Origin of the sequence: Magnetospirillum sp. WYHS-4 (assembly GCA_039908345.1) — a bacterium.
Classification (GTDB): domain Bacteria; phylum Pseudomonadota; class Alphaproteobacteria; order Rhodospirillales; family GLO-3; genus JAMOBD01.
The window spans coordinates 47,579-70,923 of the sequence record JAMOBD010000009.1 but is presented as its reverse complement, the minus strand read 5'-3'; the positions used below and the strand labels follow the sequence as shown (position 1 = coordinate 70,923).

At 66.8% G+C, this 23,345-nt stretch carries 18 protein-coding genes; 6 read left to right on the top strand and 12 right to left on the bottom strand.

Going from position 1 to position 23,345, the window contains the following annotated elements; translation table 11 throughout:
* Positions 1-33 precede the first annotated feature (33 nt).
* Complete coding sequence (gene guaA / locus H7841_05010; GenBank protein MEO5336242.1) at positions 34-1,584, bottom strand: glutamine-hydrolyzing GMP synthase; 1,551 nt, start codon at positions 1,582-1,584, stop codon at positions 34-36.
* 157 nt (positions 1,585-1,741) lie between these two features.
* Between guaA and H7841_05005 the strand changes: the two genes are divergently transcribed.
* Positions 1,742-2,197, top strand: a complete 456-nt coding sequence (locus tag H7841_05005; GenBank protein MEO5336241.1) for a hypothetical protein — start codon at positions 1,742-1,744, stop codon at positions 2,195-2,197.
* Positions 2,198-2,280: 83 nt separating this feature from the next.
* On the opposite strand, the gene H7841_05000 is transcribed toward H7841_05005, so the two are convergent.
* From H7841_05000 to glgC, 7 genes are all read right to left on the bottom strand, one after another.
* Entirely contained in the window at positions 2,281-3,579 is a 1,299-nt protein-coding gene (locus tag H7841_05000; protein MEO5336240.1) for a 3-deoxy-7-phosphoheptulonate synthase class II, read from the bottom strand.
* Between the two features lie 106 nt (positions 3,580-3,685).
* Positions 3,686-4,498 carry an RNA methyltransferase gene (locus H7841_04995; protein ID MEO5336239.1) on the bottom strand — a complete coding sequence of 271 codons (813 nt, stop codon included), beginning with the start codon at positions 4,496-4,498 and terminating at the stop codon, positions 3,686-3,688.
* Entirely contained in the window at positions 4,498-6,084 is a 1,587-nt protein-coding gene (gene cimA, locus H7841_04990) for a citramalate synthase (protein MEO5336238.1), read from the bottom strand. Before cimA ends, H7841_04995 begins: the two co-directional genes overlap by 1 nt.
* Before the next feature lie 91 nt (positions 6,085-6,175).
* Positions 6,176-8,782 carry a PAS domain S-box protein gene (locus H7841_04985; protein MEO5336237.1) on the bottom strand — a complete coding sequence of 869 codons (2,607 nt, stop codon included), beginning with the start codon at positions 8,780-8,782 and terminating at the stop codon, positions 6,176-6,178.
* Between the two features lie 101 nt (positions 8,783-8,883).
* Entirely contained in the window at positions 8,884-9,960 is a 1,077-nt protein-coding gene (locus tag H7841_04980) for a TIGR04372 family glycosyltransferase (GenBank protein MEO5336236.1), read from the bottom strand.
* Positions 9,961-9,969: 9 nt separating this feature from the next.
* Complete coding sequence (locus tag H7841_04975; protein ID MEO5336235.1) at positions 9,970-11,052, bottom strand: TIGR04372 family glycosyltransferase; 1,083 nt, start codon at positions 11,050-11,052, stop codon at positions 9,970-9,972.
* A 13-nt stretch (positions 11,053-11,065) separates the two neighbouring features.
* Positions 11,066-12,331: a glucose-1-phosphate adenylyltransferase gene (gene glgC / locus H7841_04970; GenBank protein ID MEO5336234.1), complete on the bottom strand. Its 1,266-nt coding sequence runs from the start codon at positions 12,329-12,331 to the stop codon at positions 11,066-11,068.
* A gap of 176 nt (positions 12,332-12,507) precedes the next feature.
* Here glgC and glgA point away from each other — a divergent pair, with 176 nt between their 5' ends.
* The 5 genes from glgA (at position 12,508) to H7841_04945 (ending at position 19,564) form a co-directional block, all read left to right on the top strand.
* Positions 12,508-13,971 (top strand): glycogen synthase GlgA, encoded by a 1,464-nt coding sequence (glgA, locus tag H7841_04965; protein MEO5336233.1) that lies wholly within the window; start codon positions 12,508-12,510, stop codon positions 13,969-13,971.
* Positions 13,964-16,468, top strand: a complete 2,505-nt coding sequence (locus H7841_04960; GenBank protein ID MEO5336232.1) for a glycogen/starch/alpha-glucan phosphorylase — start codon at positions 13,964-13,966, stop codon at positions 16,466-16,468. Before glgA ends, H7841_04960 begins: the two co-directional genes overlap by 8 nt.
* 154 nt (positions 16,469-16,622) lie before the next feature.
* On the top strand, positions 16,623-18,608 hold the full coding sequence (locus H7841_04955; protein ID MEO5336231.1) for a PBP1A family penicillin-binding protein: 1,986 nt from the start codon (positions 16,623-16,625) through the stop codon (positions 18,606-18,608).
* A 42-nt stretch (positions 18,609-18,650) separates the two neighbouring features.
* Positions 18,651-19,307 carry a Crp/Fnr family transcriptional regulator gene (locus H7841_04950; GenBank protein ID MEO5336230.1) on the top strand — a complete coding sequence of 219 codons (657 nt, stop codon included), beginning with the start codon at positions 18,651-18,653 and terminating at the stop codon, positions 19,305-19,307.
* A 68-nt stretch (positions 19,308-19,375) separates the two neighbouring features.
* On the top strand, positions 19,376-19,564 hold the full coding sequence (locus H7841_04945) for a DUF2892 domain-containing protein (GenBank protein MEO5336229.1): 189 nt from the start codon (positions 19,376-19,378) through the stop codon (positions 19,562-19,564).
* A gap of 4 nt (positions 19,565-19,568) precedes the next feature.
* On the opposite strand, the gene H7841_04940 is transcribed toward H7841_04945, so the two are convergent.
* Genes H7841_04940 through H7841_04925 form a run of 4 tightly spaced genes read right to left on the bottom strand, consistent with a single transcriptional unit; the run spans position 19,569 to position 23,340 of the window.
* Positions 19,569-20,735, bottom strand: coding sequence for a multidrug effflux MFS transporter (locus H7841_04940; GenBank protein MEO5336228.1), 1,167 nt, complete (start codon positions 20,733-20,735; stop codon positions 19,569-19,571).
* Positions 20,729-21,295, bottom strand: a complete 567-nt coding sequence (locus H7841_04935) for an isoprenylcysteine carboxylmethyltransferase family protein (GenBank protein MEO5336227.1) — start codon at positions 21,293-21,295, stop codon at positions 20,729-20,731. Before H7841_04935 ends, H7841_04940 begins: the two co-directional genes overlap by 7 nt.
* 12 nt (positions 21,296-21,307) lie before the next feature.
* A complete protein-coding gene (gene rfaE1, locus H7841_04930) occupies positions 21,308-22,765 on the bottom strand; it encodes a D-glycero-beta-D-manno-heptose-7-phosphate kinase (protein ID MEO5336226.1) in 1,458 nt (485 codons plus the stop codon).
* Positions 22,762-23,340: a D-sedoheptulose 7-phosphate isomerase gene (locus H7841_04925; protein MEO5336225.1), complete on the bottom strand. Its 579-nt coding sequence runs from the start codon at positions 23,338-23,340 to the stop codon at positions 22,762-22,764. Before H7841_04925 ends, rfaE1 begins: the two co-directional genes overlap by 4 nt.
* Positions 23,341-23,345 lie beyond the last annotated feature (5 nt).

Genomic DNA, 23,345 nt, shown 5'->3' with positions numbered 1-23,345 from the left:
TCGTCAACCCGTTCCGCTCAACGCCGCAGGAGATCACTCCCATTCGATGGTGCCCGGCGGCTTCGAGGTGACGTCGAAGACGACCCGGTTGATGCCGCGCACCTCGTTGATGATGCGGTTGGCCGTGCGGCTCAGGAACTCCATGTCGAAGCGGTAGAAGTCGGCCGTCATTCCGTCCGTGGACGTCACGGCGCGTAACGCGCAGACGTGGTCGTAGGTCCGCGCGTCGCCCATCACGCCCACCGTCTGCACCGGCAACAGCACCGCGAAGGCCTGCCAGATGGCGTCGTAGAGGCCGGCGTTGCGGATTTCCTCCAGGTAGATGGCATCGGCCTTCCTGAGGATCTCCAGCTTTTCCCGGCTCACCCCGCCCGGTAGGCGGATGGCCAGGCCGGGGCCGGGGAACGGGTGGCGGCCGATGAATCGTTCCGGCAGTCCCAGTTCCCGCCCCAGGGCCCGCACCTCATCCTTGAACAGTTCGCGCAACGGCTCGACCAGGGCCATGTTCATGCGCTCCGGCAGGCCGCCCACGTTGTGGTGGGACTTGATGGTCACGCTGGGCCCGCCGGTGAAGGACACCGACTCGATGACGTCGGGATACAGGGTGCCCTGGGCCAGGAACTCGGCTCCGCCTACCTTCCTGGCTTCCTCCTCGAAGACGTCGATGAAGGTGGCGCCGATGGTCTTGCGCTTCTTCTCGGGGTCGACCATGCCTTCCAGCTTGCCGATGAACAGGTCGGAAGCGTCGCGGTGCACCAAGTGGATGTTGTAGTGGTCGCGGAACAGCCCGACCACCTCTTCGGCCTCGCCCATACGCATGAAACCGGTATCGACGAAGACGCAGACGAGTTGGTCGCCGATGGCCTCGTGCAGCAGCGCCGCCACCACCGAGGAATCGACGCCCCCCGACAGGCCGCAGATCACCCGCTTCTCGCCGACCTGGGCGCGGACCTTGGCGATTTCCTGCTCGCGGAAGGCGGCCATGGTCCAGTCCCCCTTGCAGCCCGCCACCCGGTGGGTGAAGTTGCGGATCAACTGGGCGCCATGGGGGGTATGGACCACCTCGGGATGGAACTGAACGCCGTAGAAGCGCCGGTCGTCGTCGGCGATGGCGGCGAACGGCGCCCCTTCCGACACGCCCACGGCCCGAAAGCCCCGGGGCAGCGCCGTGACGCGATCACCGTGGCTCATCCAGACCTGTTCGCGTCCGCCGGCCATCCAGACGCCGTGGAACAGCTCGCAGTCTTCCTGAATCTCGACGTAGGCGCGGCCGAACTCGCGATGGTCGGAGGCTTCCACCTTGCCGCCCAGTTGTTCCACCATGGTCTGCTGGCCGTAGCAGATGCCCAGCACCGGCAGGCCCATCTCCCACAGGCCGTCGGGGGCGCGCGGCGTGTCCTTGTGGGTCACCGATGCCGGACCGCCCGACAGGATCACCGCCTTGGGCCCGAAAGCCCGGATGCTGTCCACGGTCACCTTGTTGAAGGGATGGATCTCGCTGTAGACGCCGCTTTCGCGGACGCGGCGGGCGATCAACTGGGTGACCTGCGAACCGAAATCGACGATCAGGATGCGCTCGGACATGGCGGGTGGGCTCCCTGGAGGGCAAGACGGGTGCCGGACCATAGCCGATCCGGTCCGGCCCTTCCAGGGGAGTGATACCGGTCACATTTCCGTTGGGTGCCGGACGCGCTATAATGCCGCCGTACCCCAGGAGGATTCGCGCGACAGGAGGATGACGATGACCGAGATCGACGATCTGTTCCGCCGCGTCGAAGCCGCCAAGGCCACGCTGGACGAATCGGAGCACAACCAAGCCCGTCGCTTCGAGGAACTGGCTCGCCATCTGGACGAGGCCACCGCCCGCCTGGAACGCCAGGACGCCCTGATCCACGATCGGGAAGCCCGTCACGAGGTCCTGAAGACGGAAAACCGCCAACTCAAGACCATGCTGCTGTCCCTGCTGGCCGCCGTGGAATCGCGCAGCGGCCGGCGCATCCAGGACACGCTCCGCGACATGGACGACAGGGTCTCCCATCTGGCCGCGGCTGAGCCGGAGCCGGAGCCCGAACCGCCGCCGGTCCTGGTCGAGCCGGAACCGGAGCCAGACGATTCGGACCAGGACCTGCCCCCGGCCATCCGCCGAATGCTGTTCGCCGACGAGGAAGAAAATACGCGTTCGGCCCGTCCCCATTAAGGTGAGCGGTCTGCGTCGCGCAGGAATTGACCGCTTCTATTGGGGAAGGGCGAAGGTGGGCAATTATTCCCGCTGCCGGACCGCTAACCCTTCTTGGCGCGTTCGGCCTTCAGCATCTCCGCCAGCAGGAAGGCCAGTTCGAGGGACTGGGAGGCGTTGAGCCGGGGATCGCAGTGGGTGTCGTAGCGCTCCTTCAGGTCGTCCTCGCTCACCGCCTGGCTGCCGCCCAGGCATTCGGTGACGTCGCGCCCGGTCATCTCGAAATGGACGCCGCCGGCGTGGGTGCCGAGGGCCCGGTGAACGGAGAAGAAGCCCTTCACCTCCTCCAGGATGCGCCCCACCGGACGGGTCTTGTAGCCGCTGGCGGTCTGAATGGTGTTGGCGTGCATGGGATCGCAGGCCCAAACCACGGCCCGCCCTTCCCGCTGCACCGTCTGGATTACCGGCGGCAGCAGGTCGGCGACCTTTTCCGCTCCCATGCGCACGATCAGGGTCAGGCGCCCCGGCTCGTTTTCCGGGTTGAGCACGTCGATCAGCCGCAGCAAATCCGCGGTCTTGATGGAAGGGCCGACCTTGAGGCCCAGGGGATTGTGCACGCCGCGCAGGAATTCCACGTGGGCGCCGTCCACTTGACGGGTACGGTCGCCGATCCACAGCATGTGGGCCGAGGTGTCGTACCAGTCTCCCGAAGTGGAATCGACGCGGGTCATGGCTTGTTCGTAGGGCAGGTGCAGGGCCTCATGCGAGGTGTAGAAGTCGGTCTCGCGGATCTGCGGCGTGGTCTGCGATGTCAGCCCGCAGGCGGCCATGAAGGCGAGGGTTTCGTCCAGACGCGTCGCCATCTCGCCGAAGCGCCCGGCCACCGGTGTGTCGCGCAGGAAATCCAGGGTCCACTGATGAACTTTATGCAGGTCGGCGTAGCCGCCCTGGGCGAAGGCGCGCAGCAGGTTGAGCGTGGCCGCCGACTGGTTGTAGGCCTGGATCAGGCGGGCCGGGTCGGGAATGCGGACCTCGGGGGTGAACTCGGGGCCGTTGATCATGTCGCCCCGATAGCTGGGCAGGCTGACGCCGTTCACCGTTTCCATGTCGGCGGAACGCGGCTTGGCGAACTGGCCGGCCATGCGGCCCACCTTGACCACCGGGCAGGCGGCCCCGAAGGTGAGGACGACGGACATCTGCAGCAACACCCGGAAGGTGTCGCGGATGTTGTTGGGATGGAATTCGGCGAAGCTCTCGGCGCAGTCGCCGCCTTGCAGCAGGAAAGCCTTGCCTGCCGCCACATCGGCCAGATGGGCCTTCAGGCCGCGCGCCTCTCCGGCGAAGACCAGGGGCGGGTAGCGGCGCAAGGTGGCTTCCGCCGCCTCCAGCTTGGCGGGGTCCAACCGTCCGGCTTCCAGTTCTCGGCCATGGGCTCCTCGGGGCCTTCGCGCCTGCGATATAGGGGCCTCAGCGTATACGCCGGATCGCGACCCGATTCCACTGATTCCGTCAGGCGGACTGCATCCCCCCGGCCTTCTCTGCCTTCCTGCGCTGGTACCGGCGCCCCGTCAGGCAGACGATCATGCCCCGCAGGGTGCGGATTTCCTGTTCGGTCAGGTCGGCCCGTTCCAGCATGTTGCGGATGTTGCGCACCATGACCCGGCGCTTGTCCTCCACATGGAAGAATCCGCAGTCGTCCAACTCGCCCTCCAGATGGTCGAACAGGCCGAACAACTCGTCCTTGGTGGCAGGACGGGTCTTCTTGGGCACCGTGAGGGCCAGGGCCGGGGCGTCGCTGCCCAACTGATACCATTCGTAACCCACCAGCAGCACCGCCTGGGCCAGGTTCAGGGAACTGAAGGCGGGGTTGAGCGGCACCGCCAGGATGGTGTCGGCCAGGGCGATGTCGTCGTTGGACAGCCCGAAAGCCTCCTTGCCGAACAGCACGCCGGCACGGGCTTCCGCCTGGGCCAGGGCCCGCATGTCGACGGCCGCCTGGCGGGGGGTGGCGACCTCCTTGATCATGTGGCGTTCGCGCGCCGTGGTGGCATAAAGCCGGCGTAGGTCGGCCACGGCTTCGGCCGTGGTCTCGAACAGGCGGGCCTTGTCGAGGACTTCCAGCGCTCCCGACGAGGCGGCGACGGCGCGCGGATTGGGCCAGCCGTCGCGCGGGCGCACCAGGCGCATGTCGGTGAGGCCGCAATTGAGCATGGCTCGGGCCACCATGCCGATGTTCTCGCCCAACTGCGGCTCGACCAGCACGATGGCCGGACCGCCGCCGACGGCGGTCTCGGCCGGCTGCGTGGAATCTGTCCCCGCCATCAAGCGCCGTCGCGCATCAGCTTGTAGACGATGGCATCGCGCAAGGCGGCGAAGGAGGCGTCGATGATGTTGGCCGACACGCCGACCGTGGACCAGGTCTCGCCGTGGCCGTCGGCGGATTCGATCATCACCCGGGTCACCGCGCCGGTGCCGTCGCCGGGGGTAAGGATGCGCACCTTGTAGTCCACCAGCTTGAGGTCCTGGAGCTGAGGATAGCTGGACTTCAGTACCTTGCGCAGCGCGGCGTCCAAGGCGTTGACCGGGCCGTTGCCCTCGGCCACCGTCATCCGCTGCTCGCCCTTGACGTCCAGTTTCACCGTGGCTTCCGACATGGTGATCAATTCGTGGCGGGCGCTCCAGCGCCGCTCGTCGATCACCCGGAAGCTCTGGGTGTGGAAGAAGTCGGGCAACTGGCCCAAGGCCTTGCGGGCCAGCAGTTCGAAGCTGGCTTCGGCGCCGTCGTAGGCGTAGCCGTAGAACTCGCGTTCCTTCACCAGATCGACCAGTTCGGCCACCTTGGGATCGTCGGCGTCGATGTCCAGCCCGATCTCGCGGAAACGGGCCAGGATATTGGACCGGCCCGACTGGTCCGAGACCACGATGTGGCGGTGGTTGCCCACCAGTTCGGGTGCCACGTGCTCGTAGCAGCGCGGGTCCTTTTCGACCGCCGACACGTGCAGGCCGCCCTTGTGGGCGAAGGCCGACTCGCCCACGTAGGGAGCGCCGCGGGTGGGCGCGCGGTTCAGCCGCTCGTCCACCAGATGGGAAACGTGGGTGAGCTGGGTCAGGTCGGTGGGGGTGATGCCGGTCTCGTAGCCCATCTTGAGCATCAGGGACGGGATGATGGATACCAGGTTGGCGTTGCCGCAACGCTCCCCCAAACCGTTCAGGGTGCCTTGGACCTGACGCACGCCGGCCTTGACCGCGGTCAGGCTGTTGGCGACCGCGTTGCCGGTGTCGTCGTGGCAGTGGATACCCAGATGACTGCCGGGGACCCGTTCCGTCACCTCGCCGACGATGCGTTCCACCTCGAAAGGCAGGGTGCCGCCGTTGGTATCGCAGAGCACGCACCAGCGGGCCCCGGCCTTGTAAGCGGTTTCGATGGCGCGCAGCGCGAAGTCCGGATTGGACTTGTAGCCATCGAAGAAATGTTCGGCGTCGAACAGCACTTCGTCCACCTTGGTGCGGGCGTATTCGATGCTTTCGGCGATCATGCGGAGGTTTTCGTCCTCGGCGATGTTCAAGGCCACCTGGATCTGGAAGTCCCAGGTCTTGCCCACCAGGCAGACCACCTTGGCCGCATTGGACAGCAGGGCGTTCAACTGGGGATCGTTGGAAGCGCTGCGCCCCGGCCGCCGCGTCATGCCGAAGGCGGACAGGCGGGCGCGCGAAAGCTTGGGCGGAGCGGCGAAGAAGGCCTCGTCGGTCGGGTTGGCGCCGGGCCAGCCGCCTTCGATGTAATCGATTCCCAACAGGTCGAGCTGGCGGGCCACCGCCGCCTTGTCGGCGACGCTGAAATCGACGCCTTGCGTCTGGGCGCCGTCGCGCAGGGTGGAATCGTAGAGGTAAACTCGCTTGTCGCTCATGACCGGGTCGCCTTCACCTGGAATCCCAGAGGGCTGGCGAGGATGCCCCATCCCGGCCCGCCGCTCAAGTCCCTGGCGCGATCGGTGTGATCTAGCCGTTGCGGATGGGCAGAGCGAAGGAGAACGTGCTTCCCTGGCCGGGGGTCGAGTCGACCCAGATGCGTCCGCCGTGCCGTTCGACCACCCGGCGGCAGATCGCCAAGCCGATACCGGTCCCCGGATATTCGGCGGTCGAATGCAGGCGTTTGAAGACCTCGAAGATCTTGTCGAAATACTGCGGTTCGATGCCGATGCCGTTGTCCTTCACGGAAAACACCCACTCGTTCCCTTCCAGGCGGGCTTCGATCTGGACCCGCGGGACAATGCCTTCCCGGCGGTACTTGATGGCGTTCGAGATCAAATGCTGGAAGACCAGCACCACTTGCATTTCGTCGCCCCGGATCTGCGGCATGGGCGCAACGACGATCTGGGCGTTCGTCTCGGCGATGGCATCCTTCAGGTTGGTTTCCGCGAGGGTGACCGCGTCGATCAGGTCGACGCGGCGGAAAGTCTGGGACCGAGTGTCCAGGCGCGAATAGGTCAGCAGGTCGCTGACCAGGATGCGCATGCGGGTCGCCGCCCCGATTATCAGGGCCAGGAAGTCGCGTCCGTCGCCTTCCAGGGATGCGCCGTGGCGCTTGTCCAGCAACTGGGAATAACTGACCAGGTTGCGCAGGGGCTCCTGCAGGTCGTGGGCCGCGACATAGGCGAACCGTTCCAATTGGATGTTGGCGCGGGTCAGTTCCTGGACGGCGCGGCGCAGGGTCTCCTCGCCTTCCTTGCGTTCGGTGATGTCCTGAACGGTGCCCGACAGGCGGTCGGCGCGGCCGTCCGCGCCGCGGACCGCGATCGCTTCCTGGTGGACCCAGCGGATACGCCCATCCGGCAGGACGATGCGATGGTCGATGGCATGGGGTATCCCTTTGCCGAAGGCCAGGGACTCGGACTCCTTGACCCTTGCCCGATCATCCGGATGGACCATGGCGCAAAAGCCTTCGTAGGAAGGCACGAATTCGCCGGGGCAGTGTCCGAAGATGCGATAGGTTTCTTCGGACCAGAACAAGTCGCCTCCGGCCACGTCCCAAGACCAGTTGCCGAGGCGGGCGATGCGCTGGGCCTCGGCCAGGCGCGCCTCGCTCTGTTCGAGCCGCTCCTCGGTGCGGCGGCGTTCGGTGATGTCGGTCTTGAAGGCGATGTAGTGCACGGTCTGGCCGTCGGCCCCGCTCACCGGCGCCACCAGGGCCTCTTCCCAGTAGAGTGTCCCATTCTTATGCCGGTTGCAGAATACCCCTTGCCAGGTCCGCCCGGATTTCAGGGTCGACCAGAGTTCGCGATAGTCGGCCCCATCGGCCCGTCCTGACTTGAGGAAGCGGGGGTTCCGGCCGAGAGCCTCCTCGCGGGAATAGCCGGACACCTCGACGAAGCGCTGGTTGACGTATTCGATGGTGCCCGAGGTGTCGGTCATCACCACGACCACGGGGCTATGCTCGATGGCCTGGGAGAACTTGTGGATGGCGGCTTCGGCGCGCCGATTCTCGGTCATGTCGATCAGGATGCAATGGGTCTGCAGGAACCGTCCCCGGACGTCGCGGCCGATCCGGCCTTCGACGACCACCGGACAAAGGGAACCGTCCCGGCGCAGCAACTCCAATTCCGTGCCCCCGGCCGTTCCCTCGCGCATGAAGCGGGCCATGCTCGCGGCCGCTGCCGGCCGGAAGTTCGGCGCCACGAAGTCGAGGAATGCCTGTCCTTCGATCTGCCGGGCGTCGTCGTAGCCCATCATCTCGAGCCAGGCCTCGTTGACCTCGATGCACCGTCCGTCGCCATCCAGGGACTGATAGGCCAAGGGGGCGCCGGCGAACAACAGGCGGAATCGCTCCTCGCCGGCCAGCACGGCCGCCATGGTTTGGGCCCGTTCCCGCGCCCGGCCCCGCGAACGGGCCGTCACGGCGCCGATTCCCCCCACCCCGACCAGCCAGATGGCGAAGAATATCCGCCCCTCCCGCGACAGGTGCCGGAGCAACGTCTCCGGCTGGCGAGCGAGCGGCACCGCCACCCCGACCCCGCCGGAAGCCACCCCGAGCTCGTAATCCTGTCCTTCGTGGCATTTGAGGCAACCGTCCTCGACCCGCATGGGCGCCATGAGGCGGAAATGGACGAGGCCGTCGATTTGGGCCAGACCCGTGACCTCGGGAGTCCCTCTGGCCAGGGCCTGCAGGGCAAGCCGTTCCCAGTCGTCCGGCGTATTGGCCGGGTTGAGCGGGTTCAAGCTGGTGATCCGCCCGCGGATGCCGTAGAGCCCTTCGAACCGGGTCATGACCTGGCGAACCATGGAAGCCGGGTCGACCAAGGTCAGCCGCTTGCCGGAAGGCGTCGCGATGTCCCGCTCGGGGATGCCTTCCAGAAGGTCGATGGGTTGGGTCTGCTCGGTGACGGGGACGTAGACACCGCCGTGGGCCGTCGCCCAATAGCGGAAGGCCATGTCCTTGTTGAGATTGGTCCGCGCCTCGTAGACCGCGCGCTCCAGGGTTTCTTCCTGGTTGTGGCGATCATGCCAAGCCAAGGCGACGACCATCAGCAGGGTCCAGGCCAGGAAGGCGCCGACCCCCAGCCAGGTTGCCGACTTCGCTTCATTCCTCGGTTCATGGGAAACGACCACGGGTTCCCTTCTTGTCCCAATCGACATCGACGATACCGGCCACCCTCCACGGAAGTGTATACCATCCGCGTTCGTCAGCCCAACAGGGAGCTTTCCCCTCGTCAGATATCGTCCAGGTACACGGGGCGGGCGATTTCGTCGTAGCGGCGCCAGGACAGCGGCAGGTTCACCCTGTCGCCAACGGCCGGCGGGGCGGACGGCAGGAAGCGCCATTCGGGGCAGTCGGCCGTCGCGGCAACCATGTGGTCGACCGCCCGCACCAGGACGGCGGGCGAGTTGTCCCGGAACGAAAGCCCTTTGGGGCGAAGGTTGCCAAGGGCGTGGCCGATTTCACGCATGATCTCGAACGACAGCCGGGTGCCGTCGGGAAGGACCGGCCGCTTGTGCACCACCAGGTCGCCATCGTTCCAGACCGTGGCGGTCAGGCAATTGGTGGTCGCTACCGGTGTCTTGAGGGCGCAGGCAAGCTGGGTGGGTCCCGAGTCGGTGCCGAGGAAGAAGCGGGCCCGAGCCGTTGCATAAGCCTGCAAGGGAAAGGAATCGGGAAAGCGGCTGAGGTCGATCAGGCCGGGCAGGGCCGGCATCGGAGTCATGGCGGGATCTCCGATACGGACGATCTGGCCGCAGTGATGTTCGATAATGCGCAGGATCGCCGGCAAGTAGCTGCGCGGGTCGACGCAACGGGCCTCCTCGACGCCCCGGAAACGATAGCCCTCCTCCCTGAGGTGCAGGCAGACGAACCAGCGATTCCGCTGCAGACCCAGACGCTCCAGAGCCGTCCCCATGGCTTCGTCCAGGGAGTCGGGGAAGCGCAGGGCCGGCGGCTGGCCCAGGCATTGGTTCATCCGGGTCATGGCCGGGGTCAGAAAGACATCGGGGGCATGCAACCCTTCCTCCCGCCAGCGCGGTCCCGACGGTCCCGCGAGCCCGCGACGGCGACCGTCGAACCAGTCGAGCGGGACCATCGCGCCGGGCTGGTCCGAAGCCGCCAGGGGATGGGTGACGAAGGGGTTCATCATGGTGACCAGCTTCTTGTACGGGCGATCGTCGCGATAGATCGCCACCAGCCGGCAGCCCTGCAGGGCTTGCGCGACCGAAGCCACGGTCACATGATGCATGACGAAGTCGCCGAGGGCCTGGGCGCCCAGGAAGGCGGCGATCACCGGTTCCTTGACCATGCCTCCCCCTCAGACATCATCGAGGTATGCCAGCCGGCCGATTTCGTCGAAACGTCGCCAAGGGACCGGAAGGTCGATCTCGCCCGAATCCTCCATCGGTTCGAGGCGCGCCGAAGGACGCCATTCCGGGCAGTCGCCGGTTGCCTCGACCATCCGGTCGACCGCACGAACCAGAAGCTCCGGCGGATTGGCGCGGAAGGCCAGCCTCGGCGACCTAAGGTTGCCCATAGCAAAACCTATTTCCCTCATGACCGGCGGAGGCAGCGGGCGCCCGTCGAGCGATGCGCGCTTGTGTACCACCAGATCGCCATCGTTCCAGACTGTCGCCGTCAGGCAGTTGGTGGTCGCCACGGGCGTCTTGAGGGCACAGGCCAACTGGGTCGGGCCGGAATCGGTGCCGAGAAAGAAGCGCGCCCGCGCGATGGCATAGGCTTGCAACGGGAAGGAGTCGGGAAGACCGCAGAGATCGACAAAGCCCGGCAAGGGGGGTAACGGCGTCATCGAGGGATCGCCGATCCGGACTATCTGGCCGCCGTGGTCGGCGACGATGCGTCGGATCGCCGGAAGGTAGGACAGGGGATCGACGCTGCGGTCGTCGTCGGTCGGCCGGTAGCAATAGCCCTGCTCCCGCAGGTGCAGGCAGACGAACCAGGTATCCTTCCGCAGTCCCTGCTTTTCCAGAAGGCCAGCCAGCGGGGCTTCGAGGGCGGCCGGAATGCGCAGGCCCGCCGGGACGCCCGGACAGCGTTGCAACAGGGTGGCATTAGGGAGAAGAAAGACATCGGGATCGTGAAGCCCCTCGTCCCGCCAGAACCGTCCCAAGGGCCCGAGAATCCCGTCCGGCCGTCCGTCGAACCAGTCGATGGGGGCCATGCTGCCGGGAATGTCGGGCAGGGCCACGGGCAGCGTCACATATGGGTTCAGGAGGGTGATGAACTTCTTGTAGGGGCGGTCGTCGCGATAGATCGCCACCAGCCGGCAATCCGGGATGGCCCGAGCCACCGAGGCGGTCGCCACGTGATGCATCACGAAATTGCCCAAGGCCTGGGCCCCGAGAAAGGACGCGACGACCGGCCTCCGGGATTCCGTCATTCCTCGCCGTAGCTCACCCAAGGGCCTCCAACATGGAAGCGGTAATCAGGACCACGCCCTTCTCGGTGCGATGGAAGCGCTTGGCATCCAGTTCCGGGTCCTCGCCGACCACCAGTCCTTCCGGAATGCGGCAGTTGGAACCGACCAGAGCCTTCTTGAGCTTGGCATAACGCCCAATGTCGGACGAAGGAAGGATCACCGAGTCCTCGACCACGCTGTAGGAATTGACCCGCACGTTGTTGAACAGCAGCGAGCGGCACACTCGGCCGCCCGAGATGACACAGCCGGCCGAGACCATGGAATCCAAGGCGATGCCGCGTCGTTCCTCGTCGTCGAACACGAATTTGGCGGAAGGCCGCTGCTCCTGAGAGGTCCAGATCGGCCAGTCGGGATCGTAGAGGTCCAGTTCCGGCGTCACGTGGGTCAGGTCGATGTTGGCTTCCCAATAGGCGTCGACCGTGCCTACGTCCCGCCAGTAAGGCTCCGGTGTGCCCTCGGTGCGGATGCAACTGTCGGCGAAGCGGTGGGCATACATCCGGCCGCCGCTCACCAGACTGGGCAGCACGTCCTTGCCGAAGTCGTGGGAGGAGTCCTCGAGGCCGGAATCGTGCTCCAGGTGCTGGATCAGGAAATCGGCGTCGAAGACGTAGATGCCCATGCTGGCGAAGGCATGGGTGGGCCGGTCGGGAATAGCCGGCGGATTCTTGGGCTTTTCGACGAAATTGACGATGCGGTCCTGATCGTCCACCCCGACGATTCCGAAGGCGCTGGCGGTTTCGAGGGGAACTTCGACACAGGCCACGGTCGCCAGGGCGCCGCGCCGGATGTGCTGGGCCAGCATGCGGCTGTAGTCCTGCTTGTAGACGTGGTCTCCGGCCAGGACCAGGATGTAACGGGGCTCGATGGCCTTGATCAGATCCAGGTTCTGCCAGACGGCATCGGCCGTGCCGCGGTACCAGGATTCGTCCGCGGTCTGCTGCTGGGCCGGCCAAACCTCGATGAACTCCTGCATTTCGGATTTCAGGAAGCCCCAGCCGCGCTGCACGTGCTGGATCAGGGTATGGGCCTTGTACTGCGTCGGCACCGCCACCTTGCGGATGCCCGAATGGATGCAGTTGGATAGCGGAAAGTCGATGATGCGGAACTTGCCGGCGAACGGCATGGCCGGTTTGGCGATGGTATCGGTCAACTGCATCAGGCGACTGCCGCGCCCGCCGGCAAGGACGAGCGCCAGGGTGTTTTTCAGGGCGGTGTTCAGGTCTTGACAAACGTCTGCCATCGGACAGCCTCAAATTTCTTGTGGGACGGGCCCCGGAGCGCGATGCCCCCTGTTGTTCGATGCCGCATTATGCCTTTAATCGCCGCGCCGTGGTTATGCTTTTTTTTCTTAAAACGAGACCAAGCCCGTGCCATAGTCCGGCCGCCTGAGGCTGTTGGGTTCGGGGGCTTTCTCGTATGAAGGTGCTGTTCGCTTGTTCCGAAGCCTATCCGCTGGTCAAGACCGGCGGGCTGGCGGACGTTTGCGGTGCGCTGCCGGGCGCACTCGAGGAAATCGGGGAAGACCCGCGAATCCTCATGCCCGCCTACCCGGAAGCGCTCGACAAGGCGCAAAGCAAAGGCAAGGCCGTGCCCATGGGGCGGGTGCTCGGCTCCTACGAGGCCAGCCTGATCCCCGCCCGCATGCCCGGTTCGCAAAGCAAGCTCTGGCTGCTCGACTGCCCAACCCTGTTCGCCCGGCCGGGGAATCCCTATACGGGACCGGACGGTCACGACTGGCCGGACAATCACCTGCGCTTCGCCCTGCTGTCTCGTGTCGCGGCCCTGATCGCGGTGGGCGGCGGCATGCTGGAATGGCAGCCCGACGTGGTCCATGCCAACGACTGGCAGACCGGGTTGATACCGGCCTACCTGCGGCGCTGGGAGCCATGGCCGACGCCCACCGTCTTCACCGTCCACAACATCAACTACAAGGGCCTGTTCGGTCCCGAGGCCATGACTCCGGTTGGCTTGGCTCCCGAGATGTTCACCATCGACGGGGTGGAGTTCAACGGCGCCTTTTCCTTCCTGAAGGCGGCCCTGGCTTTCAGCGACCGGATCGTGGCGGTCAGCCCCACCTATGCCCGGGAGATCCGCGACACCGATCTGGGGGGCGGATTCCAGGGGTTGCTCTGGACAAGGCGGGAGGTTCTGTCGGGCATCCTCAACGGGGCCGACTATCACGTCTGGAACCCTTCCCACGATCCGATGATGGTCAAGCCCTACAACGCCAACCGCCTGGACGACAAGGCCGCCAGCAAGGACGACCTGCAGCGCGCCCTGGGGCTGCCGGTGGACTCCCATGCGCCGGTGCTGGGCATGGTGGCCCGCATGACCGAACAGAAGGGCATGGACCTGCTGGTCGAGGCCTTGCCGGGCATTCTGGAACTGGGGTGCCAGGTGGCCATCGTCGGCTCGGGCAAGCCCTGGCTGGAGGACTGGGCGAAGATGGCTGCCCGGCTCTATCCGGACCGGGTGGCCTTCTTCGGCGGCTACAGCGAAGACATGGCCCACAAGGTGATGGCCGGTGCCGACATGTTCCTGGTTCCCTCGCGGTTCGAACCCTGCGGCCTGACCCAGATGTACGCCCTGCGCTACGGCACCATCCCGGTGGTGCGGCGTACCGGCGGTCTGGCCGACACGGTAGTCGATGCCAGCGAGGCCGGGGGAGGCACCGGCTTCATGTTCGATCATGTTCTGGCCTGGGACCTGCTGGCCGCGCTCCGGCGCGCCGTGGATATCTACCGCAGGCCGAAGGAATGGCGCGCCCTTCAGAAGCGCGCGATGAAGCAGGATTTTGGGTGGCGCCAATCGGCCGAGGCCTACGTCGGTCTCTACCGGCAGGTCGCCAGGCGTCTGCGGGAGGATAACAAGAATGGATGAACGCACCGATCGGCTCATGGAGCAGCATGTCGACGCCTGCCTGACCGACGACGAACTCGACAAATTCAGCTCGGTGGACGGCGCCAAATGCGCGATGATCAACGCGATCATCCACGTGATCGGCAAGGATCCCAGCCGGGCGACCAAGCGGGACTGGTTCTACGTCCTGGCCCACCTGCTGCGCGGCGCGATGAGCGAACGCAACATCCGCACCGCCCGCACCTACTATAAGAAGGACGTCAAGCGGGTCTACTACCTGTCGATGGAATACCTGATCGGCCGCAGCCTGGGGAAGGTATTGGCCGACCTGGGGGTTGACGGCGTGGTGCGCCAGGCGCTCCAAGAGTTCGGTGTCGATCTGTCCGAAGTCGAGGAGTTCGAGTTCGACGCGGCGTTGGGCAACGGCGGTCTGGGCCGGTTGGCGGCTTGTTTCCTGGATTCTCTCGCCACTCACGAGTATCCGGGATTTGGCTACGGCATCCGCTACGAATACGGCATGTTCACCCAGCGCATCGAAAACGGCCAGCAGGTGGAGCATCCGGAAAACTGGCTGCGCTACGGCAATCCCTGGGAAATCGAACGCCCCAACGTCCTTTATCCGGTGCGGTTCGGCGGCCGCATCCTGCGCTTCAAGAACTCCCGCGGGGAGGACGACTCCCAGTGGATCGACACCGACGAGGTCATGGCCATGGCCTTCGACATGCCGGTGTCGGGCTACGCCTCCAATACGGTGGGAAACCTGCGGCTATGGTCGGCCCGGTCCAGCCGCGATTTCGACCTGCGCTACTTCAACGAGGGCAACTACATCGACGCGGTCAAGAACAAGACCAACTCGGAGAACCTGTCCAAGGTTCTCTATCCCAACGACAAGACCCAGATCGGCCAGGAACTGCGGCTCAAGCAGGAATACTTCTTCGTCAGCGCCTCGGTGCAGGACATCGTGTCCCGCTACCTGCGCTATCATGAAGGCTTCGACGAGTTCGCGGACAAGGTGGCGATGCAGCTCAACGACACCCACCCGACGCTGGCGGTGCCGGAACTGATGCGCATCCTGATGGACGAGAAGGGACTGCCCTTCGATCGCGCGTTCGAGATCACCCGGCATACCTTCTCCTACACCAACCACACCTTGTTGCCGGAAGCCCTGGAGACTTGGCCCATCAGCATGCTGGCCGCCGTGTTGCCCCGGCACCTGGAGATCATGTACCTGATCAACGACGCCTTCCTGAAGATGGTCCGGCGTGCCTACCCCGGCGATCCAGCCATCCTCAAGCGGGTTTCCCTGGTCGACGACGACCGCCGCGCCATCCGCATGGCCCATGTCGCGGTGGTCGCCAGCCACAAGGTCAACGGCGTCGCGGCCTTGCATACGGAATTGCTTCGCAAGACCCTGTTTTCCGACTTCGACCGCATCTATCCCGGCAAATTCATCAATCAGACCAACGGCATCACGCCCCGGCGCTGGCTCCTGCAGGCCAATCCCGGCCTGTCGGCCCTGATTACGGATGCCATCGGCGATGGCTGGGCGAAGGATCTGGCGCAATTGGAAGGCTTGGTGCCCTTGGCCAAGGACAAGGCCTTCCGGGAGAAGTTCATCGCGGTCAAGGCGGCCAACAAGCAGCGCTTGCATGAGATGCTGCGCCATTGCGTGCGCGACGGTGGCGTCGACGTGGAATCCATGTTCGACGTGCATGTCAAACGCATCCACGAATACAAGCGCCAGCTTCTCAATGTTCTACACGTGATCGCCCGCTACAACCGCCTGCGCGACAACCCGGAGGTGGAGATGGTGCCGCGCACGGTGATCTTCGCCGGCAAGGCGGCACCGGGCTACGATATGGCCAAGCTGATCGTACGGCTGGTCAACGACGTCTCGGAGACGATCAACCATGACCCGCTGGTGGGCGACAAGCTGAAGGTTATTTTCGTTCCCGACTACCGGGTGACGGCGGCCGAGGTCATCATTCCCGGCAGCGATCTGTCGCAGCAGATTTCCACCGCCGGCACGGAAGCCTCGGGTACCGGCAACATGAAGTTCGCGTTGAACGGGGCGCTGACCATCGGCACCCTGGACGGCGCCAACATCGAGATCCGCGAGGAGGTGGGACCAGAGAACATCTTCATCTTCGGCCTGACCGCCGACCAGGCTCGCGAAATCCGCATCCACGGCTACGATCCTTGGCAGTACTACAACGGCAACGAGGACCTGCGCCGGGCGCTCGACATGATCGGCAACGGCTATTTTTCGCCCGACGACCTGGGCCGCTACCGCATCCTGTACGACGTGCTGCTGCGGCACGGCGACTATTTCCTGCTGCTGGCGGATTACGCTTCCTACGCCGCCTGCCAGGAGCAGGTGGACCGGGTCTATGCCGACCGCCACGAGTGGGCGCGCCGTGCCATCCTCAACGTCGCCAAGATGGGAAAATTCTCCTCTGACCGCACCATCCACGGCTACGCCAAGGAGATCTGGGGCGTCAAGCCGCTGCGCATGTAGGCTCCGACTTTTCGCCGGGGGCCTAGGGAATCCTTGCGAAGCGCCCTCCATAGGAGGTGGGCGGTGAGGCCGTCGGCCGGCGTTCGATAGAATGCCGAGCCGGGGGGGCTCGCTCTTAACCCGTTCCTAACGCCGTCTCGCCATAGTCCGGTCCATGACCCACAAGCGTCCCCTGCGGGCCGAATCCCGGCCGCACAAGGCTTCCGCCCCGGAACCCAAGCCGCCCGGCCGCAAGCGGGCGGTCCGGACTTCGCGGCTGGCCGGCGACTGGCTGCGCCGGCTGTTCCAGTGGGCCGCCGTGGCCGCCGTCTGGGCGGCCATCGCGGTGGGGATTCTGGTGGCCTGGTTCGCCACCGACCTGCCGGACGTGGAACAGGCCGTCGCCGCCAGCCGCCGGCCCACGGTGGCGCTGATCGCCGCCGACGGCTCCGAGATCCTGACGGTAGGCGATCTTTACGGCGCGCCCTTGCGGCTGTCGGAGATGTCGCCGTCCCTTCCCGCCGCCGTGTTGGCGACCGAGGACCGCCGCTTCCAATCCCATTTTGGGCTCGACCCCATCGGCCTGGCGCGGGCCGCGGTCAGCAACCTCAGGGCCGGACGAGTGGTGCAGGGCGGTTCCACCATCAGCCAGCAGGTGGCCAAGAACCTGTTTCTGTCTCCGGAAAAGACCCTCAAGCGCAAAGTGCAGGAACTGCTGCTCGCCATCTGGCTGGAACGCAAGTTCACCAAGGACCAGATCCTCACCCTTTATCTGAACCGGGTCTATCTGGGGGCCGGCACCTATGGCGTCGAGGCCGCGGCCCAGCGCTACTTCGGGCGTTCCGCCCGCCAACTGGGGCTTTACGAATCGGCCCTGATCGCCGGACTGCTCAAGGCGCCCAGCCGCTACAACCCGCAGGCCAATCCCGAAGCCTCCCATCAGCGTACCTTGCAGGTATTGGCCAACATGGTGGCCGCCGAAGTGATCTCGGGCAGCCAGGCCGCCGAAGCCGGAAAAAGCCGGGCCGTCGCCCAGGCCGCGGCGCGCGCCACCGGGCGCGTCGGCCGCCACTTCGCCGACTGGGTGCTGGAACAGGTGGCCGACTACATCGCCCAGGGCGATGAGGACCTGAAGGTCTTCACCACCTTGAACCCGCGCATGCAGATCCATGCCGAAAGGGCCGTCGACGCGGTCCTGGACGAGGTGGGCGAACGGGACCGCATCTCCCAGGCGGCGCTGGTGGCGGTAGCGCCGGACGGGGCGGTGCGGGCCATGGTGGGCGGACGCGAGTTGCAGCAAAGCGGCTTCAACCGCGCCACCCAGGCGCAGCGCCAGCCCGGTTCCTCCTTCAAGCCCTTCGTCTACCTGACGGCCCTGGAGCAGGGCTACACTCCCGAGACCCGGGTGACCGACCGCCCCGTAAGCATCAAAGGCTGGTCGCCCGCCAACTTCGACGGCAAGTTCCGCGGCGAGATCGCCCTTCGCGAAGCGGTGGCCGAATCGGTCAATACGGTGGCGGTGCAAGTCTCTGAAGCGGTGGGCAGCAAACGCGTGGCCGAGACCGCCCAGCGCCTGGGCGTCACCTCGCCGCTGCTGGCCGCGCCGGCCCTGGCGCTGGGGGCCAGCGAGGTGAACCTGTTGGAGCTGACATCGGCCTACGGCGCCTTCGGCAACGGCGGTCGCGGCATCTGGCCTTACGCAATCGTGGAAATCCGCAACGCCCGTGACCGGGTGCTCTACCGGCGCTCCGGCGGCGGGCCGGGCCAGGTCATCCGGCCCGAAGCCGTGGCCGCGCTGAACGAGCTGCTGTCCGGCGTGATCGCCCAGGGCACCGGCAAGCGCGCCTCCCTGGGCGCCCGGCCGGCGGCAGGCAAGACCGGTACCAGTTCCGATTTCCGCGACGCCTGGTTCGTCGGCTACACCGCCGACCTGACGGCGGGCGTCTGGGTGGGCAACGACGACGGCGGCGCCATGCGCGGCGTCACCGGCGGCAGCGCTCCGGCCCGCATCTGGAAATCCTTCATGGCGGGCGCTCACGAGGGCTTGGCCGTCCGGGGCCTGCCCGGCGGAACCTCCAATACCCCGCCCTCCGCCGCCTGGACTCCCCCGGCCACCGCCCCGCAGCACCCGTCCAGCGGACGTCCGCCCGGTATGGAGTAATCCCAACTAGCCGGCCCGAAGAACCTGCTGCAGGATGGCGCCATGTCGTCCGACCTTCTGGCCGCTTTTCCCCGCCATGCCTTCCTCGACGCCGAAGCGGCCCGGCTGCTGGGTGAAAGCGCTCATGTGGTTACCCTGCCGGCCGGCACCGTGGTCTTCCGGGACGGGGCGGAATGCACCAGCTACCTGTTGGTGCTGGAGGGCTCGGTGCGAGTCCAGAAGACCGCCGAGAACGGCCGCGAAATCGTCCTCTACCGGGTGGAAAGCGGCCAATCCTGCGTGCTGACCACCAACTGCCTGCTGGCCGGGGAGGACTATTCGGCGGAAGCGGTGGCCGAAGGCGAGGTCAAGGCCCTGGTCCTGCCGCGCCAAGCCTTCCGTTCCCTGGTCGACGGGTCCCCGGCCTTCCGCGAATTCGTCTTTTCCGCCTACGCCACGCGGCTTTCGGACCTCCTTGCCCTGATCGAGGAGGTCGCCTTCCGCCGCGTCGACGCCCGCCTGGCGGCCTGGCTGGCCGGCCGCGGCGGCGCCATCGCCGCCACCCACCAGGAAATCGCCGCCGAACTGGGCACCGCCCGCGAAGTGGTCAGCCGCCAGTTGAAGGACTTCGAAAGGCGCGGCTGGGTGGCCCTGCAACGCGGGCGCATCGACCTGTTGGACCTTCCGGCGTTGCGGGCCCTGGCGGCGGTCGGTGACTAGGTCACCGACGGGGGCGCCGCTTCGTGGTGGAATGGCGCCGTAACCACTTTTCGACGGAGCGTCCCCCCATGTACCAGAACATCGGCAACATCGACCGCATCCTGCGCATCCTGATCGGCGCGGTGCTCATCAACCTGACCATCGTCGGCGTGCTGCCGGTATGGGGCTATATCGGCGTCGTGCCGCTGCTCACCGCCCTCATCGGCTGGTGCCCCGCCTACCTGCCCTTCGGCATCAAGACCTGCAAGACCAAGTAGGCCATCATCGCCGGGCCACGGCGAAGTGGGCCGCCAAGGCGGCCGTCGCCGTGGTCGCGATGACCGAGGCCATGGGCAGGGCCGTGCCGTCGTGCCACTGCCCGACCGCCACCCCCGCCAGGGCGGCCGTCCCCATCTGGACGAAGCCCACCAGGGCGGCGGCGCCCGCCATGCGGGGGAAGGGCCCGATGGCACCGGCCAGGGCGTTGGGCAGCAGGAGCCCGGTGCCGGCGGCGAAGATCGCCATGGGGCCGACCACGGCGGCGACCTGATGGACGCCTGCCAGGGCCAGCAGGGCCAGCGCGCCCGCCAGGCTGGTCGAGCAGCCCAGCGGAATCAGCCGGGCGATTCCCAGACGCCGTACCAGCCGGCCCGAGGCCAGGCTGCCCAGGCCGTAGCCGGCTACCACCAGGCCGAAGGCGAAGCCGAAATCCTGGGGATCGACCCCGAAGTCGCCGATCAGCACGAAAGATGAGCCGGAGATGAAGGCGAACAGCCCGGCGAAGCCGAAGGCGACGGTCAAGAGGTGTCCGACGTAGACCCGGTGGCGGAGCAGGCCGGCGTAGTTGGCCAGCATGCGTCCGGGCCGCAAGGCCAAGGCGTCCGGATGGGCGTTGGTCTCGGGCAGGCGGCGGGCGACCAGGGCCAGCAGGACGGCGCCGATGAGGACCAGGGCGCCGAAAATCGACCGCCAACCCCATCGGACCGTCAGAAAGCCGCCCAGCAGGGGCGCCACCATGGGGGCCAGAGCCATGGCGGCCCCCATGTAGGCGAGCAGCCGGGCCGCCTGGTCGGGCTCGTGCAAGTCGCGCACCACGGCCCGCCCCAGCACCGATCCGGTGCAGGCGCCCAGGGCCTGGACGAAGCGGGCGGCGGTCAGCGTCTCGACGCTAGGCGCCAGCATGCAGGCCAGCCCCGCGAGGACATAGAGGGTCAGGCCGCCCATCAGCACCGGCCGCCGCCCGAAGCGGTCCGACAGGGGCCCGACCAACAACTGGGCGAGCGCGAAGCCGGCGACGAACAGGCTGAGGGTGAGCTGCACCTCGGCCACGCCGGTACCCAGGTCCCCGGTCATGGCCGGCAGGGCCGGCAGGTACATGTCGGTGGACAGGGGCCCGAAGGACACCAGGGCCGTGAGAAGGGCGGCCAAGGGAAGGGAAGCGGTCACCATGCCCGCCCCTTCCAGGGAACGAAGGCCGGTACCCGGCGGCGGTAGTCGGCGTAGGCCTGGCCGTAGCGGGCCAGCAGGCGCCTTTCCTCGCAGGCGGCGCCGATGAGCAGGTAGAGGCTGGCCCAGACGGCGGTCGCCAGTTCGAACTCGTCTGCCGCCTTGCCCCAGAGAACGAGGAAGCTGCCGGCATAGAGGGGATGGCGGACATAACGGTGCAAGCCGTCGCGGCTGAGGGGCTCGTCCTCGGGGGCGTCCGGATGGCGCAACTGGAAGGTGCCCAGCAGCCGTCCCAGGTCGTAGTCCTTCAGGCCGAACCCCACCACCGCCAGCCCGGCCAAGGCCAAAGGCCAGAAGGGATTGGCGAAGCGGGCCGGCGCCGCGAACAGCCAATATCCGAAGGCGACGACGGCGACGACATGACAAGCGGCGAAGGCGTTGTAGGCCAGCCGGTAGCCCCGGCCGAGCCAGGGCGCGAGCCGCCGCTTCGGCGCCTGGGAAGCCAGCCAGGAATGGCCGGCCCCGAAACTCAGCCAGGCGAGGGCGTAGGATAGGTGGTCCATCTCTTCTTGCGTCTACTGGCTCAGCCTGGCGACGATGCCGGTGGTGCTGAAGCCGGGCTTGAGGTCGGCCAGCAGGACGCGCCCGCCGTGGGACTGGACGATCTCCGCCCCCACCACGGTATCGAGGGTGTAGTCGGAGCCCTTGACCAGCAGGTCGGGCTTCAGGATCTCGATCAGCTTCAGCGGCGTATCCTCGCCGAACAGCACCACCGCGTCGACGCTGCCCAGGGAGGCGAGAACGACGGCGCGCGCCATCTCGCCGTTGATCGGCCGTTCCGGGCCCTTGTTCAGGCGCCTGACCGAATCGTCGGCGTTCAGGCCGACGATCAGGCGGTCGCAATTGGCCCTCGCCTGGGCCAGCAGGGCCACGTGGCCGGCGTGCAACAGGTCGAAGCAGCCGTTGGTGAAGCCCACCTTGAGGCCCTGGCCGCGCCAGGCTTCCCGGCGCTGCAGCGCCTGTTCCAGGGACAGCACCTTGATTTCGGCATCCGAGATGTCGCGGTGGTGCAGGGCGGCGGTGACCTCGTCCGGGTAGCAGGTGGCGGTGCCCACCTTGCCGACCACGATGCCCGCCGCCACGTTGGCCAGGGCCGCGGCCTGTTCCAGGTCGGCGCCCGAAGCCAGGGCGGCGGCCAGGGTGGCGACCACCGTATCGCCTGCCCCGGAGACGTCGAACACCTCGCGGGCTTCGGCGGAAAGGGCGGTCCGCCGGCCATCGGCGCGCACCAGCATCATGCCGTCGGCGCCCAAGGTGGCCAGCACCGCGTCCACGCCGTGGGCGGCGATCAGGGATTGGGCGGCGGCGGCGATCCGGTCCGGACCGTCCACCGGCATGCGGGTCGCCTCGTGCAATTCCTTGCGATTGGGGGTGAGCAGGCCGGCCCCCCGGTAGCGTTCGTAGTCGCTGCCCTTGGGATCGACGATCACCGGCTTGCCGGCCGCCCGGGCCAGCGCGATCAGTTCGGCCGCCATGCCGGCTTCCAGCACGCCCTTGCCGTAGTCGGAAAGCACTACCACCGCGACTTCGGGCAGCGCCTCGCGGGCGGCCTCGATCACTTGGCTGCGGGCGTCCTCGGACAAGGGCGCCTTGGTCTCGCGGTCGGCGCGCAGCAACTGCTGCGAACCGGCGATGAAGCGGGTCTTGATGGCGGTGCGGCGCCCCGCCACGGCCACCAGGGTGGCTTTTGCCGTCGCCTGATCGGCCAGCAGGCGGTCGATGTCGGCGCCGGCCCCGTCGTCGCCGACGGCGGCGACGAAACGCACCGAGGCGCCCAGCGATGTCAGGTTACGCACCACGTTGCCCGCGCCGCCCAGCATGGCGGTCTCGCGCGCTACCTGCAGCACCGGGATGGGGGCCTCGGGCGAGATGCGCTCCACCTCGCCGTAAACGAAACGGTCCAGCATCACGTCGCCGATGCAAAGCACCCGGGCCCGGTCCAGAACGGCGACGAGGGGAACGAGATCGGTCACAGCAGCCCCAGCTCCTTTTCCAGCGCCCCGCAGAGCATATGGCCGATCAGGATGTGCATTTCCTGGATGCGTGCCGTGTCGTCGGACGGCACGATCAGGATGGGGTCGGCGATGTCCTTCATGGGGCCGCCGTCGCGCCCGCCCAGGGCGGCCGCCGTCAGGCCCAGGTTGCGGGCGGTGTTCAGCGCCCGGTTGACGTTCTCGCTGCGGCCCGAGGTGGAAATGCCGATGGCCACGTCGCCGGCCTGCCCCAGGGCATGCACCTGGCGGGCGAACAGGTCCTGGAAGCCGAAGTCGTTGCCGGCGGCGGTCAGGGTGGATGTGTCGGTGGTCAGCGCCAGGGCGGCGATGGGGGCGCGGTCCTTCTTGTAGCGCACCGTCAGTTCCGTCGCCAGGTGCTGGGCGTCGGCGGCACTGCCTCCGTTGCCGAAGAACAGGATCTTGCGGCCCGAACGGATGGCGGCGGCACAGACCCCGACCAAGCGGACGAAGGGTTCGCGGAGGCTCCCCTGCACGGCCTCGACGGCCGCCCGGTGCTGGGCCAGTTCGGATGCGAAGAACTTGTTGAGGTCCATCTCTT